General features: G+C 52.9%; 18 protein-coding genes and 2 pseudogenes. 15 read left to right on the top strand and 5 right to left on the bottom strand.

Features of this window, described 5'->3' with window-relative positions:
- Nucleotides 1–9: 9 nt before the first annotated feature.
- Nucleotides 10–1,062 carry a chemotaxis protein CheB gene (locus CLV58_RS25320; RefSeq protein WP_106140634.1) on the bottom strand — a complete coding sequence of 351 codons (1,053 nt, stop codon included), beginning with the start codon at nucleotides 1,060–1,062 and terminating at the stop codon, nucleotides 10–12.
- Nucleotides 1,063–1,508: 446 nt separating this feature from the next.
- On the opposite strand from CLV58_RS25320, the gene CLV58_RS25315 reads away from it, so the two are divergent.
- From CLV58_RS25315 to CLV58_RS25250, 15 genes are all read left to right on the top strand, one after another.
- Nucleotides 1,509–1,835 (top strand): DUF937 domain-containing protein, encoded by a 327-nt coding sequence (locus CLV58_RS25315; RefSeq protein WP_106140633.1) that lies wholly within the window; start codon nucleotides 1,509–1,511, stop codon nucleotides 1,833–1,835.
- 21 nt (nucleotides 1,836–1,856) lie between these two features.
- Nucleotides 1,857–3,215: an OmpA family protein gene (locus tag CLV58_RS25310; RefSeq protein ID WP_106140632.1), complete on the top strand. Its 1,359-nt coding sequence runs from the start codon at nucleotides 1,857–1,859 to the stop codon at nucleotides 3,213–3,215.
- A 403-nt stretch (nucleotides 3,216–3,618) separates the two neighbouring features.
- The gene (locus tag CLV58_RS25305) at nucleotides 3,619–4,656 is read left to right on the top strand and encodes a hypothetical protein (RefSeq protein WP_106140631.1); all 1,038 of its coding nucleotides are present in this window, start codon (nucleotides 3,619–3,621) and stop codon (nucleotides 4,654–4,656) included.
- Nucleotides 4,657–4,848: 192 nt separating this feature from the next.
- The gene (locus CLV58_RS25300; RefSeq protein WP_106140660.1) at nucleotides 4,849–5,319 is read left to right on the top strand and encodes a YsnF/AvaK domain-containing protein; all 471 of its coding nucleotides are present in this window, start codon (nucleotides 4,849–4,851) and stop codon (nucleotides 5,317–5,319) included.
- 82 nt (nucleotides 5,320–5,401) lie between these two features.
- Nucleotides 5,402–6,250 (top strand): YsnF/AvaK domain-containing protein, encoded by an 849-nt coding sequence (locus CLV58_RS25295; RefSeq protein ID WP_106140630.1) that lies wholly within the window; start codon nucleotides 5,402–5,404, stop codon nucleotides 6,248–6,250.
- A gap of 188 nt (nucleotides 6,251–6,438) precedes the next feature.
- A complete protein-coding gene (locus CLV58_RS25290) occupies nucleotides 6,439–7,413 on the top strand; it encodes a sterol desaturase family protein (protein ID WP_106140629.1) in 975 nt (324 codons plus the stop codon).
- Nucleotides 7,414–7,419: 6 nt separating this feature from the next.
- Nucleotides 7,420–7,572: a hypothetical protein gene (locus CLV58_RS28880; RefSeq protein ID WP_245882466.1), complete on the top strand. Its 153-nt coding sequence runs from the start codon at nucleotides 7,420–7,422 to the stop codon at nucleotides 7,570–7,572.
- Nucleotides 7,535–7,783, top strand: coding sequence for a DUF4136 domain-containing protein (locus CLV58_RS25285; protein ID WP_245882465.1), 249 nt, complete (start codon nucleotides 7,535–7,537; stop codon nucleotides 7,781–7,783). Before CLV58_RS28880 ends, CLV58_RS25285 begins: the two co-directional genes overlap by 38 nt.
- A 167-nt stretch (nucleotides 7,784–7,950) precedes the next feature.
- A complete protein-coding gene (locus tag CLV58_RS25280; RefSeq protein WP_106140627.1) occupies nucleotides 7,951–8,511 on the top strand; it encodes a hypothetical protein in 561 nt (186 codons plus the stop codon).
- A gap of 23 nt (nucleotides 8,512–8,534) precedes the next feature.
- A complete protein-coding gene (locus tag CLV58_RS25275) occupies nucleotides 8,535–9,635 on the top strand; it encodes a mechanosensitive ion channel family protein (protein ID WP_245882464.1) in 1,101 nt (366 codons plus the stop codon).
- A gap of 18 nt (nucleotides 9,636–9,653) precedes the next feature.
- Nucleotides 9,654–10,079: a DUF421 domain-containing protein gene (locus tag CLV58_RS25270; protein ID WP_245882463.1), complete on the top strand. Its 426-nt coding sequence runs from the start codon at nucleotides 9,654–9,656 to the stop codon at nucleotides 10,077–10,079.
- Between the two features lie 14 nt (nucleotides 10,080–10,093).
- Nucleotides 10,094–10,357 (top strand): hypothetical protein, encoded by a 264-nt coding sequence (locus CLV58_RS25265; protein ID WP_106140626.1) that lies wholly within the window; start codon nucleotides 10,094–10,096, stop codon nucleotides 10,355–10,357.
- A gap of 476 nt (nucleotides 10,358–10,833) precedes the next feature.
- Complete coding sequence (locus CLV58_RS25260) at nucleotides 10,834–11,022, top strand: hypothetical protein (protein ID WP_106140625.1); 189 nt, start codon at nucleotides 10,834–10,836, stop codon at nucleotides 11,020–11,022.
- 476 nt (nucleotides 11,023–11,498) lie between these two features.
- The gene (locus tag CLV58_RS25255; protein ID WP_106140624.1) at nucleotides 11,499–14,009 is read left to right on the top strand and encodes a PAS domain-containing protein; all 2,511 of its coding nucleotides are present in this window, start codon (nucleotides 11,499–11,501) and stop codon (nucleotides 14,007–14,009) included.
- A gap of 47 nt (nucleotides 14,010–14,056) precedes the next feature.
- A complete protein-coding gene (locus tag CLV58_RS25250) occupies nucleotides 14,057–14,506 on the top strand; it encodes a response regulator (RefSeq protein ID WP_106140623.1) in 450 nt (149 codons plus the stop codon).
- Nucleotides 14,507–14,819: 313 nt separating this feature from the next.
- Here CLV58_RS25250 and CLV58_RS29315 read toward each other — a convergent pair.
- The 4 genes and pseudogenes from CLV58_RS29315 to CLV58_RS29300 all read right to left on the bottom strand — a co-directional run.
- A pseudogene (locus tag CLV58_RS29315) lies at nucleotides 14,820–15,032 on the bottom strand (integrase core domain-containing protein); the annotation flags it as partial.
- Nucleotides 15,022–15,333 (bottom strand): annotated as a pseudogene (locus tag CLV58_RS29310) (transposase); the annotation flags it as partial. The pseudogenes CLV58_RS29310 and CLV58_RS29315, both read right to left, overlap by 11 nt.
- Nucleotides 15,334–15,491: 158 nt before the next feature.
- Nucleotides 15,492–15,680 (bottom strand): IS3 family transposase, encoded by a 189-nt coding sequence (locus tag CLV58_RS29305; protein WP_425443560.1) that lies wholly within the window; start codon nucleotides 15,678–15,680, stop codon nucleotides 15,492–15,494.
- 47 nt (nucleotides 15,681–15,727) lie between these two features.
- Entirely contained in the window at nucleotides 15,728–16,015 is a 288-nt protein-coding gene (locus CLV58_RS29300; protein WP_425443559.1) for a transposase, read from the bottom strand.
- Nucleotides 16,016–16,891: the final 876 nt, after the last annotated feature.

Here is a 16,891-nt window from a genome sequence, read left to right as displayed (position 1 = left end):
ACGAAATTCCTAAAGCCATTCGGTACCGGCTGTATCGGTCGCCTGATGCTGGATACTGTCAAGACTCAATGGCTCGTGCGCACGAATGGCCTGCCGAATGAGTTCTCCCCGCTGGAGGGCCTCCTGGGCTTTCTGGAAATAAAGACCGGCCTGCTTCGGCTGATTGGCGTCGGCCAGTTGATCGCCCAACCGGTTGAGTAAAATTACACTTTCGTCTATCCCGCGGACAGCTCCGTAGAGGTTATCCTCGATTTGCTCCGTTATGGCGGCCAGCAGTGTATCGGCCGAGTAGGCATGGCCGGTATGGCAGCGGAAGCGGGCCAGCGGACCTTCCTTAATTTGTGTCAGTACGCCGTGGCACTCCGGACACACGTAGCGACTCGGTTGACCATACTCGGACAGGTTCAACCCCAATGCCGTCTCGTCGGCGGCAATACGAATTTCTGTTTTTGTTTTTTCATTCTCTTCCATAGAAACCGGTGGCGTTTCTGAAACGTCTTCGCCGGCTAACCGGACCAGTTGCGTCGCTAGCTGGGCTACGGGAAGCACATAATCGATGGCTACCTGACGAATGGCATTCTCAGGCATGTCCGATACCAGGGCTTCCTGGGGGTCCTGCACCAGAGCCAGCCCACCATAGTGCTTAATGGCCCAAAGGCCCGCCGTTCCGTCGTCGAGCGCGCCGGATAAAAGTACGCCCATGACCCGGTTGCCGTAGGCGTAGGCGGCTGATCGAAACAGCGGATCGATGGCGGGCCGGAAGCGGTTTTCCTTGGGGCCGTGGGTGATGCGGATGTGGCCGTTTTCAACCAGCATATGGTGATCGGGGGGCGCTACGTAGATGCGATTGGTCTGAACAGGCTCGTTGTCGTAGGCGTGAGCGGCTGGAATAGTGGTAAATCGGCTCAATAGCTGGGGTAATACGCCACGAACAGTGGGAGCCATGTGCCAGACGATGAAAATGGCTGCGTCCAGATCTGGCAGTAAGCCGCCCATGAGCTGTTGGAAGGCCACAATACCACCGGCCGATGCACCTACCACAATAATACTTCGTTTCTTCATCCGATGAGTACATATCAGTAATTCGGCTACCGTAACCGATTACAATTCATTCTTCGTTCACCTACCCAATCCGAAGCAACCTTCTGGTGAAGATACTGAACCGTATTGGAAAGACTGCCTTCAAAAGAGCCAACGAGTGGGCTCGTGAAAAGTCAGCCATTTATTCGGCCTATTCGCAGGCAAGCTAATTTACTAAACTTCATTTATTAGGCTGCTACTGCGGCTATCGATCAGGTATACGCCTGCGAAGCATCAGGTCGGGTGCTGACGGGCATCATAGTTTTTCGCTAACGGGCACCTTTACTTTTGCGATCCATGCCTACTCGGTTAGTCAACGAAATCCTGCATCAGTCCAGGAATCGCCTGATGGATCTACTCCCATTCCAAAAAGGTGTCTGACGGCTAGGCGCCCCCCCGAATCCGCAAGCCTTACACGACAAGTACGTATGACGACACTGCCACTGGACCACCTGTGGTCCGTTTTTAACCCGTCAGCGGTTAATGAATTGGCCCGCAGTCTGAATGAAAACAAAGCCAATACCCAAAAAGCGATTGATGGACTACTACCCACTGTTACGGCGGGGGTTATGAACCGGGTAACCGACAGAGCGGGGGCTAACGTACTGTACCAGCTACTGACGAATACGCTTTTTGCCACCGAACCAACCATCAGTCAACTGGTGGATACCAGCAGTGAACGGCAGAAAGCCGCCGAATCGGGCAACGACCTGCTCCGAAAATTATACGATCAGCGGATTCACCAGGTCGCTTAGGAAACAAGCCGGTACAGTGGCATGAGTTTGGGGTCGGCGACTACCCTGACGGGGCTGGTGGCTTCGGTACTGCTGGGCTTCCTGCACCGACAGGTCGTAAGCAACGGTATGACCGAAGCGCAACTGGCCGCCATGCTCAACAGCGGAATCGAGGCTACCCGGTCGGTCACGCCGGTTGTGTTTGGCCTTCCACTGGCCTGGTTTATGGGTACGGCTTACACGGCCCCCACACCAGCGGTCCCCGTTCGGGAAGATGCCGCCCCGGGCGGTGGCTTACTGTGGTGGCAGTGGCTGCTGATTGCCCTCGGCCTGATTTTGCTGATTTTATTGTTGCTACGCGCCTGTGGCCCGGATAAAACCACCACTGACCAGGCCGACCAGCCTGTGGTCGTGACACCTACCGACACCCTGGCCAGCGATCTGGATGGGAATGAATCCGGCTCGGGCATACCCGACGTAAAGGTCGGCGTTGATCTGCCGGGCGGGCGAAAAGTAAACGTGGCCGAACGTTCCTTCAACTACGCCCTGATTCAATATCTGGCCGCCAAAGACGGCCAATACCCCCGGGTGTTTGCGTTTGACAACCTGACCTTTGAACCCGGTTCGGCCCGGATTACGGCTGAGTCACGCCCCAACGTAAACGATCTGATCCAGATCATGCAGGCCTACCCCTCGCTTCGCATCCGCGTGGAAGGTAACACGGATAACACCGGTACCGACGCCCAGAATGACGCCCTGTCCGGCGAACGGGCTGAAGCGGTTAAAGAGGCCTTGGTTGCCGGTGGTATCGAGCCGAGCCGTGTCGCCACACGGGAGCGGGGTGATACCATGTTGGTCGCCACCAACCAAACGGCGACCGGTCGCGAACAAAACCGCCGGATCGACGTAGTCGTTCTGGGCGTGACTGCCCCCCCCGCCGGGCCGATCGTGCGCGTAGTGGTCGATGCACCCGGTGGCCGTAAACTGTTGCTGACTGATAAAGCCTTCGCGTATCAGTTGGCCCGGTATCTGTCCACCAAGGGTAGCCGTCCCAACAAATCGTTTCTCTTCGATGAACTCCGGTTTGCCACGAACACCGCGCGAATTACCCCCGATGCCCAGGCTGAGGTAACTGATTTAGCTCAGATCATGAAAACGTACCCGGCCCTGCATATCCGGGTTGTGGGTTATACGGACAGCGTCGGGCTTGAGTCCGTCAACAAACCGCTTTCAGCGGTCCGCGCCAGTTTCGTCAAACAGGCACTGGTTGAAGCAGGCATTGGTGCCAACCGGATTACGACCAGCAATGAGGGGCAGGATGAACCTATTGCGACCAATCAGACGGCCAAAGGGCGGCAGCGGAACCGGCGCGTCGAGATCATCATAACAGAATTGTTATAAAACGTTCTTCGGCTTCTCTGTTAGAAGCGGAAGAACGGTACAGACAAGACGAACTTGCCCGGCAGCGTAGGCCATTGCTGCCGGAAACAACCCTGCCAGGTCGCCTACTGTCGGTTAGCTATCAGAACAGGTGATTAAATGACATCCATCATAGCCTATAGTGACAACGCTCATAGGCTTACTTACCTGCAGGAGCTAGTTTTGCTGCCTCCTGCCCCCGTTCGGATGACGGATAGCCTAAGGGCTAGCCTGACTGTTCATTGCCTCATTCACAGGTTCGATTCTACCTGCCCCCGTTACTTCTGATTTGACTGATACGTGTCAATGCATTCAATGCCGTGAAATGGCCAATGACAGCGTGGCTTCGTTTTTCTGTCTTACTCAACTGACTAATTAACACGTTATGGAAAGAACAGTAGTATACCCCGACAGCCCGGCCCGAGTCGGCTTTATGAATCGAATTTCCTGGAGTGCCGTTTTCGCCGGCGTGCTGGTAGCCATTGTGACCCAAATTCTCCTGACCCTGCTGGGTTTGGGCATCGGTCTGGGCACGATTGACCCCGTTGAAGAGCGCAACCCGATGGCGGGCTTGGGCATCGGCAGTGCCATCTGGTATATTGTCAGCAGTTTGCTTTCGCTGTTTATCGGCAGCTGGGTGGCCGGTCGGCTGGGCAGTACGCCCCGCTCGTTCGATGGTATGATTCACGGCGTACTGACCTGGTGCCTGGTTACGCTACTGACCATTTATTTCTTAACCACCACGCTGGGCAGCATTATCGGCGGGGTAGGGCGGCTAATGAGTGGAATCGTTAAAACGGCCGGGTCGGGGATTGCCGCTGTCGCACCCGGTATCGGTAACGCCGTTCAGGACCAGCTTCAGGCGAACGGGATCAATCTGGATGATATGAATCTGACAGACCTGAAAAATGAGGTCAACTCCGCATTGCGTCAGACAGGCGATCCGGCCCTGAACCCCAACGCGCTGGAGCGTAAGGCAAATCAGGCTTCCAGCCAGGCGGGCGATGCCGCCGACCGGGCCGCAGCCAACCCACAGGCGGCCGACGACATTGCCGGCAACTTTTTCAGCCGACTCTTCAAGCAGGGGCAGGCAACGGCCAATCAGGTTGATCGGGAGGATGCTGTCAATGTCGTGATGAAACGGACCGGTAAAAGCCGGGCCGAATCAGAACAGCTTGTCGACAACTGGATCAATACGTATCAACAGGCAGCCGCCCAATTTAAGCAGACCACGAAAGAAGCGGAAGTGAAAGCCCGCCACATCGCCGACGATGCGGCTTCGGCCGCGTCGAAAGCAGCGATATACGGCTTTTTTGGGCTGTTGATTGGCGTAGTCGCGTCGGGCTTTGGTGCCAAACTGGGTACTGATTCCAAAGACGACCACGATGCGTACGACCGTCCGGTTCAGGAGACGCTACGATAGAAAAGCTGTTCGAAGAAGCGGGATCACTTTCCGACTGAATCAACCGAACCTGGTGATGAGGGCGGCTTGAGCACGTCCCCGCCCTTTCGCTGACGCTGATACCCACTCAAAGTTTTCGACTGGTTGATGTTGCCCTGGCGCATCCATCAATTCCAGGCTGTCGGCTCAACGCAGCCTGTCACCGATTACGCTATGATTCCTCAGAAACCAACCAACGAACAGGGTAACGAAACGTTGAACCCGGCTGACCCGGCTGTTCCACTTCAGCGCAGCGAGGCCGCGTTTCTGACAATTCCACTGATCAGCGAACAGCTTCAGGTCGGTAAACGGGTCGTTGAAACGGGTCGCGTTACACTCACCAAAACGGTTCATCAGCACGAGCAGGCCGTTCAGACCCCCCTGCTTCGGGAAGAGGTGATCGTCGAGCGGGTGATCGTCGATCAACTTGTCGATGAGGCACCAGCCGTACGGCAGGAAGGCGACACGACGATTTACCCGGTACTCAAAGAAGAGATTGTTGTGCTGAAACGACTGCGGCTGGTGGAAGAAATCCGGATTACCAGACGACAGTCTGAAACAACCGATACGCAGACGGTTTCGCTCCGGGAGGAAGCGATAACTATCGAGCGCACGGCGTTGCCCTCAACCGAACGTTCCGAGTAAGCCGATGCTATGAATGCATCGGCTTACTCGTCGTTATATGTTACCCTAACTCATTTCTTACCAGTAAAAACAAATCTCAGTTATGGCACTTACAGTCCTTGGCGTTTTTGATAACGCATCCGAAGCCCGGCAGGCCGTTGAAAACCTGGTCAATGCGGGTATCACACGCCAGAACATCGATCTGTCACTCCGGTCCGATTCATCGGCCGCCTATGGCGATACCACCTCGAATCAATACACGACGACCCGTACCGACGATGATACTGAGTCGGGTAGCAGTATTGGTAATTTTTTCAGTTCGCTTTTCGGCGATGAAGACGACGACGCGAACCGATACGCCCGGGCCACTGAAAGCGGTTCGCTGGTGACGGTTCATGTTCAGACGGAAGATGAAGCCGAAAAAGCGGCCAATATTCTGGATGATGCCGGTGCCGTCAATGTCAACGAACGGACCCCCGTCGTTGACAGCCTGACCAACAAACCCAGTGCGTCGATGGGGGCAGCCCTGCTCGATACGGACCAGCCAACGGGCGATCAGACCATCAAGGTTATCGAGGAAAATCTGGAGGTAGGCAAGCGTACCGTCGAGACGGGTGGGGTGCGGCTTCGCAGCCGGATCGTGGCGAAGCCGGTTGAAGAAAGCATCCGCCTGCGCGAAGAACGGGTCACCGTACAGCGCAATGCGGTTAACCGTCCGGCTACGGCTGCCGACCTGGATGCCTTCACAGAAGGTCAGGTCGAGATGACTGAACACCAAGAAGTACCCGTGGTGTCGAAAACGGCAACGGTCGTTGAGGAAATCTCGGTCGGCAAAGACGTAACTCAGCGCGACGAAGTGGTCCGGGATACGGTTAGCAAAACCGAAGTAGACATCGACGATACGACTAAGCCGCAGCGCGATGACGATGACGTGACGTATTCAACGAAGTAGTTGACGTAACGGATAACGCCTGAAACGACCGGAAATGGTGGTTTCAGGCGTTGTTTTCAATCTAAATAGAGTGACTATAAAGTATCAGAAAACAGGTTGTTCAATACGTTGCTTAGTACCCGCCTGGATTAACCTACCGGGTCAAAATACCTGACAAAGCAACTTAACAATGACATCTTTTCCTTAGTATGCACGAAGTCTTATTTGGCGCGCCGGTTATTCCGCTAGAGCAGCTCTGGACCGTCGAGAAAGCCGCGCCTAACCTAATTATCTGGGCTGCGCCGATCATGTTTTTACTGACGGGCGTCGAGATTTTAGTTACCTACCTTCAGGAGAAACCGTACTACAACCGACAGGAGACAATTGGGTCTACGCTGGTGGGCATCGGCTCCGTCGTGATTGGTACCGGCCTGAAATTCGCGCTGCTGTACGGAGTCGTCTGGATATACAACCTGCTTCCCTGGCGCATGACACTTCAATGGTGGACGTTCATTCCCTGCTACGTTATTTTTGACTTTTTCAGCTACTGGGCCCACCGCATCTCCCACGAACGCCGGTTCTGGTGGACAACCCACGTGGTGCATCATTCGAGTGAGCATTACAACCTGACGGTTTCCTTCCGGCTGAGTTGGATTCAGAATTTAAAGATTATTTTTTTTCTGCCCGTAGCGCTGATTGGCTTTCATCCCATTGTGTTCTTTACCGTCAGTCAGATCGCAGTTCTGTTTCAGTTTTGGGTGCATACCGAATACATCCGTCGGTTGCCCCGATGGGTCGAATTTATTTTCGCTACGCCGTCGAATCACCGGGTTCACCACGGATCGCAGGAAAAATACATCGACAAAAACTACGGGGCGACGTTTATTTTCTGGGACCGGCTGCTGGGTACGTATGAGCCGGAAGACGAAGCACCCGTCTACGGCATCACCACGAACATCGGCAATAAAGCCAACCCGATTCACATCAACTTTCACGAGTTCATCGACATGGTGAACGACGTAAAAAAAGCCCGTGGGCTACGGCAGAAGCTGTTTTATTTCTACGGCAGTCCCATTGCCGTAGCGCTAAAAAAGCAGCAATTAACCCAGCGAACCGATGTTTCGACGGACGAGCGCCTTGAGCATGAGCAGCCGATGGAAACTGTAGACCAGCCTATCAATTAAAACACGATGGAAAGTGAAGACCGGGAAGACATCATTCGGGCTAAACAGTCCATTTCGACAAATGGACTGGAAAATCAGTCGGCCGAAGGGCACAGCGGGGTGGGCAGTGAACAACCCGTCAGTGATTTACCCGAGCACTACCTACTTTGGCCAGAATGAAGTACGTGAACCCGAAGACGCCACGACGTATGAAGTAAAGGCTGGGCCAATCATTGTCGATGTGATCGACATGAAAACCGGGCAGTCTGTCTGGCGGGGCTTGGCCTCAGGCATAACCAATGGCAATGGCTTTGACCGCGAGGAGAATAAAATCAGGCAGGCGGTTAACCTGATTTTCGAAAAATACGGGTACAGGGCGGATAAGTATTAATGGATAGCAAGCGCCCGAACCAACGACTTTCCCAGTCAGGTGAATCGTTAGTTTATGCGCGACTTCCCCAATTGACACTCAGGTTGATTGGGCCCTAACTCAACAACCGGCACGTCAACAAAAATGACGAATGGTTAACCGCACGTTCATTATAATCCTTTTTCCTGATGGCTACCGACCAGCGAACCAAGCACCCAACAACGAAGCCCAGCCCAAACCTATTGTACGTACTCTACGGCGTCATTGCCCTGCTGGTTTTGGGCGTAGGCTATTTGCTCTACAGAAAAATAGTCCTGTCGAGTGAGTTCGAGCGGGAACGCAGCGAGATACGGAAAACCGTACGGAAAAATCAACTCGCCAATGACCGGCAACAACTCCGGTTTGGTATGAAAACCTTTGTCTGGGCGGTTCGTAATGCGTTGCTACAGAACAAAGCCGGTGAAATCAACGAGTACTTCAATACCCTGGTTAAAGACCGGGGCATCAGGGAAATGCTACTGGTTGACCCGGCTGGACAAGTGACGATTTCGACCAACAAGAAAAATCAGGGTATTCCCTTTGCCAGCCGATTTCCCGCCGATATGCTCCAGCACGATGATGTTTATTTTAAGAGTAGTGCGCTCTATGAACTGTCGGCACCAGTCACCTCGCCGAATAAGCGGCTCGGTACGTTGGTCATGTTTTATAAGCCTGCCCATATCCTCCCGGACTCGCTCGTCAGCCAATAAGGAACTTTTTCAACCGCACTATAATGCTTTTAGCTTGGAGTTTTTTTCAGCCGCCCCGGGTCAGCGAACCGCCCTTTACGGTCAATGATGCCCTGATTCTATTCTGGCACACCGTTCGCGATTTTATGAAAGGAATCGTTGAACGACTGCCTTATCTCATTGTTGGCGCGGTCGTTTTTCTGCTGTTCTGGCTGCTCGGTAAAGGTGTCAAGAAAGTCATTAACAAAGTGGCCGTGCAGAGTCACTCGATAGATGATACGCTGGCCAGTCTGGTAAGCCGCATTGCCAGTACGCTGATTACCATCATCGGCTTTCTGGCGACCTGCGTAGTTATTTTTCCCTCCTTCAAGCCCGGCGACATCATTGCGGGGCTGGGCGTTACGTCAGTGGCTATTGGGTTTGCCTTCAAAGATATTCTCCAGAATTTCTTTGCCGGTATCCTGATTCTATGGCGTCGACCCTTCAAAGTCGGCGACCAGGTAAAAGTCAAAGACTACGAAGGGACGGTTGAGGAAATCAACATGCGCTCGACGCGGCTCAAAACCTACGATGGTGAGCGGGCCATTCTGCCCAATGGCGACGTGTATACCAGTTCTATCCTGGTTCGGACGGCCTATCCCAAACGGCGCATTAAGTTCGTGGTGGGCATTGGCTATCCCGATTCGATTGAGGAAGCCCGCAGTGTCATTCACGGTGTACTGGACGGCATCGAAGGCGTCCTGAAAGACCCCGGCCCCTGGGTATACGTCACCGAACTGGCGGGTTCGTCGGTGAACCTGACGGTCTTTTTCTGGGTCGAGTCCCAGCAGGCCAATGCCCTGAAAGTAAGCGACCAGGTGGTGACGGGCATTAAACTGGCCCTCGACAAAGCCAGTATCGATATGCCGTTTCCGCACACGGTTGTCTTACTGGAAAACCAGCCCGGCAGCGATGGTCCGGCCATCTTATCGCGGCCACCGGCTAAAGCTAAGACCTCTCCCTCGTTAAATGGTCAGGAACACATGACCGACGTAGCCGCAACTCTGCACGACTGGGTCTTCAAGGGCTGGGAAAGCATCGGGCGCGCTTTATTTGTGGGTGTGCTGGCCTACGCCGGTTTACTATTTTTTCTACGCAGTTCGTGAAAACGTACCCTCTCGAAAATGAACGCCTTTGACCTGGTCGTAACGGTCTCGCTGGGTTCGACCTTATCGACTATTCTTATCTCGCGGCAAACGGGCCTGGCCGATGGCCTTACTGCGTTGGCCCTGCTGATTGCCCTGCAATACAGCGTTGCCTGGCTGTCCATCCGCTGGCCCTGGTTTCAGCGGGTAATAAAAAGTGAACCTACTTTGCTGCTTCACCAGGGGCAATATCTCTGGCTGGCGTTGCGCCGGGAGCGGGTTGCCGAGGGGGAAGTCCTGGCCGCCATACGCGGTTCAGGCGTGGCCCGGCTGGAAGACGTAACAGCGGTTGTGCTGGAAACCGATGGTTCGTTTACGGTCATTCAGGGAGGAAGTCAGGGCAGCGTTACCAGCCTCCAGAACGTCCAGCAACCAGCGACTGGCGAGTCTTATCCGACAGCATAACGTAAACTTTATAAATGGAGCATCTCCTCATTGCCATTGTTTCTGGTATTATCATCATACTGCTGGTCATTGTGGAAGAATTATTTGTGAAATATCGGCTGAAAAGAAGGTCTATTGTAGGGCTTTCGTATGCTACTGAAATAGTCTACAAAGGCGGCCGCCGCTGTAAGAATACCACTTTAGCCGCTGATGACCAACTTGCCGGTGAGCCTGATTTGGACCGGGCCGCCGGTGCGGTCTGGCAATCCAGTGATGCATGGGGGCGCAGCGAATTATAAGTCCGAATGGCTTGTCCAACGGCTGTCTCGGCCAAGCCAAAATCAACAAAGCCATGCAGCCGGAAGTCGTACTTCAAACTACGAAACACCCGCTCGGCCGGAGCGTCGAGAAAGCTCCGGCCGAGCGGGTGGGATTGCCGGATACGGTCATAATAATTCCAATGCCTGCTTTCCGAAGCCGGGCTACATGAGCCCCTGAACTATACTGGACACCCCGGCCTGAATGATGAATGAGCATTTTCTGAGACGAAACAAGAGGATGTATTTATATCGGATCTCAGTAGTATTGGTAGTCGACGCACTATTTGCTTGAATCCCTAAAGCGCCTAACGAGGTTGATAAGGCATCACGAAGTACCACCGATGAATGACACTCAATCTGATCTGTTAGGGCCAGTTACTGGCGCAGCCTTGTGTTTGGCCTTGTTATTGGTGGGGTCTTGACAAACTTATTTTAGTGCTATCACTCGCCAGTTTATGACTGATCGCCTTGGCTTTGATATTGATGCGTTATCGGACGAGTTACTAGCCGACTTACTGGAAACCTTCGCCATTGGACGCTCTTGGACTGATTTGGTCCATTCCCAGGCCATCGCAGCCGAGGTAATCGACCAACAGCTGACCGTTCAATTCCATGCCTTCATTCAGGCGCAAATTGGACTCTAAGGCCAAACGACCAGGTTTAAGCGTTTTCTTGTGAATACGGCACAGACGTGGCTAAATATAGTAGTAGCCTGGAGCCGTATGCCAATACCAGTAGCCTGGCTACAATACCAAGCTTTTTTTTTTCTGACTCGTCGATAATCGAAACGCCCCAACCGTAACTGGTTGGGGCGTTTCGATTATGAAAAGGCCTGCTTAAAATAGGTAGGTGACAAACTAGAGCGTCTATATAGCGCAAATGAGCGTTGATGAGCACGATAATGGAGTATGGAGAACGCAGCAGCGTAAGAAAAATAGATTAATCAGGCTGTTCGTAGCTGCTGGTGGCCTTGCCTGATCTACTACCTTCGTTGATTCAAACAACCTTAAACAGTGGGTATTGTCGTCGTTTATCACGTCCCGATTTAGCCAGTAGCCTAGTTGGATAGTGTACTGACTTCGCTGTATTTTTACCAGCGTAACTGTTACTTATACACTGGATGAATACGCTCCCGTCGAATGAGGAAACTAAGCGATTGGCCGCACTGGAAAGCTATGACATTTTAGATTCCCTACCCGAACAGGAATACGAGGATATCACCCTGCTGGCGGCCCAGATCTGCGGCACCCCAGTAGCACTTATTACCCTGGTTGATGGGCAACGGCAATGGTTCAAAGCCAAACGGGGACTGGCCTTCAGCCAAACCCCACGCCAGGATTCATTCTGTGCCCACAACATCCCCGTCGCGTCTACGCCACTGATTGTTACCGACGCCCGCAAGGATGAACGCTTCCGGCACAATCCACTCGTTACGGGCGAACCTAACATTGTCTTTTACGCCGGCGAACCCCTGGTAGATGAAGACGGCCTGGCGATGGGGTCACTCTGCGTGATTGACTCCCAGGTGCGTCAGCTCGATGGGGGGCAGTTAGCGGCCCTGAAGATTTTGTCCAGGCAGGTGGTAAACTTGCTGACGGCGCGCCGAAAGACGATTCAACAAGCCCGCTTGCAGCGGCAACTCCGGGCGAGCGAAGCTCGCTTTCAGGATCTAGTCATGGCAACACCAGCGGCCACGGCGGTTTTCGTTGGCCGCGACATGATCATCCAGCAGGTCAACCCACCCATGCTGGCGATCTGGGGCAAAGACGACGCCGTGATCGGCAACACCTTGCACACGGCCATGCCTGAACTGGAAGGCCAGCCGTTTCTGGCCCAGCTACAACACGTCTTCGATACGGGCGAGCCGTTTCTGCACCAGGAAGGCGTGGCGCTGGTTATCGAAAACGGCCAGCCAAAACAAGTCTGGTTCAACCACGCCTACAATCCGCTTGTTGATGAAAAAGGCCAGATCTATGGCGTCATCAATGTCGCTTTGGATGTAACGAGTCAGGTTATTACTCGCCAGCAGCTTGCCGAGCGGGAAGCCCGGTTTCGGACCATTGTCGAGCAGGCACCCATGGCCATCGGTCAACTCAAGGGCCGGGATATGATCGTCGAACTAGGCAACGAGCGTCTGTTGGAGGTGTGGGGCAAAGACCCTTCGGTCGTGGGCAAACCCCTCGTTGACGCGCTGCCGGAGCTGGAAGGGCAGCCCTTCATGGCGATCATGGAAAACGTCTACGAGACAGGCCTTCCCTTCCATGGGACGGCGGTGCTGGCCAAACTTGTCCGGCAGGGTAGGCTGGAGAATGTTTATTTCGACTTCAGCTATTCCCCCATCCGGGCCGCTGATGAGCAGATTACCGGGATTCTGATTCTGGCCGTCGAGGTAACCGGGCAAGTGCTGGCCCGGCAGGAAATTAATAAAAGTGAGTTACGTTTTCGTAGTCTGGTAGCCGATGCTCCCTTTGCTATTGCCGTCTACGAAACCGCCGATCTGCTTATCACACTGGCTAACGATGTGATGATTAACCTGTGGGGCAAAACCAAGGCCGTGATCGGTCAGAAGCTAGCTGAGGCACTGCCCGAACTAGCCGATCAGCCCTTCATTCCGCTATTGAACGTCGTCTACGCAACGGGAAAAACCTACCATACCGCCGAACAGTCCGCCCGGTTGCTGATCGATGGTCGGCTGCAGACCCGCTGGTACAATTTCGTTTACCAACCCTTGCGGGATGGGCAGGGGCAGGTATACGCCATTCTAAACATGGCCGTCGATATCACCGATACCTACATCGCCCGTCAGCAACTCCAGCTAAGCGAACAGCGCTACCGGGACCTAACCGCTGATCTAGACAACCGGGTGCAAACCCGCACCCAGGAGTTGTTGCTGGCCAATCAGGATCTGCAACGCTCGAACGATAACCTGCAGCAGTTCGCCCAGGTGGCCAGCCACGATTTGCAAGAGCCCCTGCGGAAGATTCAGGCATTTGGTGACCTGCTGGGGGGACAACTGGCCGATCACACCGAACCCTCGGTCGGTGATCATTTACTCCGCATCACCAACGCGGCCGCGCGCATGTCGGCGCTGATTCGGGATTTGCTGACTTACTCCTGCGTGTCCACCCGTCAGCAGGTATTCGACCCGGTGTCGCTGGATGCAATCATGGCAGGCGTCATTGCAGGAATGCACGAAGTGATTCAGCAAACCGGTGCCCGGATTACGGTCGATGAACTACCCATAGCCAGAGGTGATAAGCCGCAACTAGGGCTGCTGTTTGGCAACCTGCTGGATAACGCCATCAAATTTGCCGAGCCGGACCATTCGCCCCAAATCCATGTCGACTATTTCTATCGTTCCGTCGCTGAGTTGCCCCTTGACGTCCGACCCGCCACCGTGGCTCCGTTCTATCACCAGATCAGCGTGACCGATGACGGCATCGGCTTCGACAAAAAATATCTGGATCGTATTTTTCAAGTGTTTCAGCAGCTCAATGGCCGAAGTGAGTATGCGGGTACGGGCGTGGGCCTGTCGATCTGTCAGCGGGTGGTCGAAAATCACGGCGGGGGTATCACTGCCAACAGCCGTCTGGGGCAGGGAGCCACATTCTGCGTGTACTTACCTGCCTGACTTCTACCAATACGCGTGCACTCAACGAATCCTTTTCCCCGTACCTAATGGTTGATTCAACCAACGTCGATCCATTCGACCAAATGCCCATCATTCATATTGAGAATGATATTGACTATCACTACTTAGTCGAAAAAGCCCTCAGGCTAGCCTCAATTCGTAACCCAGTTCGCTTTTTTACAAACGGTCAGCAAGCCCTGGCCTACTTACAGACGACCAATGAAGTACCGTTGGTTATTTTGTGCGATATAATCATGCCGGGCATGGACGGATTTGAATTACGGGATCGGATTGATGCCGACCCGGTGCTTCGTCTGAAAGCGATTCCGTTTGTTTATTTCTCAACCTGGTCGACCAAAGAACTCGTCGAGAAGGCTTACCAGGGCACGATTCAAGGGTATCATCTAAAAGGAGAGAGGTTCGCCGATTTGCAGGCAGAGCTGCTTCTGATCGTAGCCTACTGGAAGCGGTGCCTGCATCTACGGAGTTTCCAGTAACAAGTAACCGTCACTTGAATTAGCTGGTTTTGTGTGAAAACCGTCATTTAATTGTACACGATCATGTGTGTGCCCTACGAAAACAGGCGTTGAATGAGATGAATACCTTTCAGGATTACTCTAAGCCTTTTCTAAGCAGGCTCTAAGGACCCTTTAAATGCAAAACCCTATTTTGCTGGCTTAAGCTAAGTCTCATTCTCCTTTATGGGAAATGGCTAAACCTGTTCTAACACTACAGGCGGATTTTCCTGCATGGTATTATGATTACTACACTGATAGCCCTTGGACTTGCAACAGTACACTGGAGATTTTTTCAAGCAGCCATCGGAGCGGTGTAAAAATAGGACTCTTGTTGCGCCGGGGTCTGGTAATGCAGGCTTGAATGCCGTCGTCGGCGATTATACCATACCTCAATGTACTCAAAGGTGGCTAATCGAGCTTCAGCCCGCGTCTTGAATTCGACATGATTTACCAATTCACTTTTAAATGTTTTGAAAAAACTCTCCGCTACCGCGTTATCCCAGCAGTTGCCTTTTCGACCGCACGGGCGGCCCCGTCATACTTTGTATCACGGGTAAACCCTTCAACTGAGTCTGAAACTCAGTGCAGGCATATTGGACACCCTGATCCGAATGAAAAAGCAATTGGCCTTGTACCGCCCTGTTTTTGAGCGCCATACGCCATGCTGCCACACTCGTATCAACCGCTTTGAGACTATCACTCAATGCCCAACCAATCACTTTTCGGTCCGCTAGATCCAGCACGGTGGTCAAGTATAACCAGCCTTCATCCGTGGGAATGTACGTAATATCAGATACCCACCGCATCGGCGGTCCGATTCTGGCCAGGCCTTTCTGCCGTAAACTCTCTGTTTAACAAGTTCTTGGCTACTGGATAATTATGCGTTGAGTTGGTAGTCTGAACCCGGTACTTCTTGTACATGATACTGCGAATAGCTTCTTTACGCATGAGCCGGGCCACCCGGTTATGAAGTCTTCACGCCCCGATCCCGCAACTCGTTGGCGATCCGAGGACTGCCATACCGGCCCTGACTTTGTGTGTGAACTTGCCGGATATGTGTCAGTAACTGATCGTGTTTTATCTGCCTGACACCGACCGGGTGTTTACGCCAATAGTAGTAGCCACTGCTACTCACATTCAGTACCTTACACATCTTCTCAACCGCGCGGCGGACCGTAGGATACTGGCTGGCGTGTTCCGCTATAAATCGGAAGATTTCCTGTCGCCCTTGGAGAAGATGCTGACCGCCTTTTTTAAGATATCTCGTTCAAGCTCAGCTTCTTTCAGTTCCTTTTGCAGTCGCCTGATCAGTTGCTGCTCCTGAGTCAGCCCGTTGGCAGTAGTGGTGAGTTGGCCGGGGCTTTTATGAGTCTGCCGCCATTTGGTAATCCGACTAGAGTCTATACCAAGTTCGTAGGCAGCCTCCTGTACAGAGCCTTTTGCATAGGACAGCTCGACGGCCATTTTTCTAAACGTCTCGTCAAACACACACGGTCCGCCGTTGCGGTCTTTTTTTCATGGGTACTTTCGGGTTTGCCCCCAAATGTGCCTAAAAACCGTCTCTAGTCAAATGTAGAAAGTCCAACCCAGCAGGGAAAATCAGGTAGTCAACTGTCAAAAACAAAACTCCCTACGCGTCAGGTTGGAGAACCGATACGTAGGGGACGCGTGGACAAGGTTACCAATCAAGTCCACCGGGGTAAAAATATGCCTAGTTTGAGAAACATACATTCCGAAACACCCATTCGTCTCACGGGCGAGCGATTTATGAAACGAAAGAGTGCTTGTATTCGTGAGCTTCTTCAAAGAGTCGACTTGTTTCAATAATTGTCGACTACTGTCTGTAGCACACGCTTCCGGTTAGTCGTTCGCATTACTAAATTCGGAAGGTTTTCGCTTTTTAAGTCAATCTCAAAATGCAGGATGACTCATGTTTGCCAGATAGCATACTACCACTCTAAAAAGAAAACCCCGGCTAAGGCCGGGGCGTCTGTTTATTCTACATGATGTAACTGTTCTACTAACTATGTTGTCAAAGAAAACGCCACCCAGCCAGGCGGCGCTTTTACCAAATCTATGCAGATTGAACTGTCTATGTAACCATTTGAAAATCAATAAGTTTTAAAGTAAGTGCAAACGCCAGCCCCACCTATCGAACAGGCGATTTTGCAAATGCGGTAAAACGACAGATACTGGTAACATCCAGAGACGGTCAGTAATGAATGCTTATCTACTGATTAGACACCTTTTACGGCAATTCTAGCCACTATGTCCTTACCCCCTTCGGTGAGCCAGTTTTGACTGGAGTCTAGGCCGCCTGCCGGTATTCAACTGGGGTCATAAACTTCAACGCTTGGTGGGGGC

It is taken from the genome of Spirosoma oryzae (genome assembly GCF_003002825.1).
In the GTDB taxonomy this organism is placed as follows: Bacteria; Bacteroidota; Bacteroidia; order Cytophagales; family Spirosomataceae; genus Spirosoma; species Spirosoma oryzae.
Note: the sequence above shows the minus strand (reverse complement) of the source record. Positions and strands in the feature narration are given on the sequence as shown.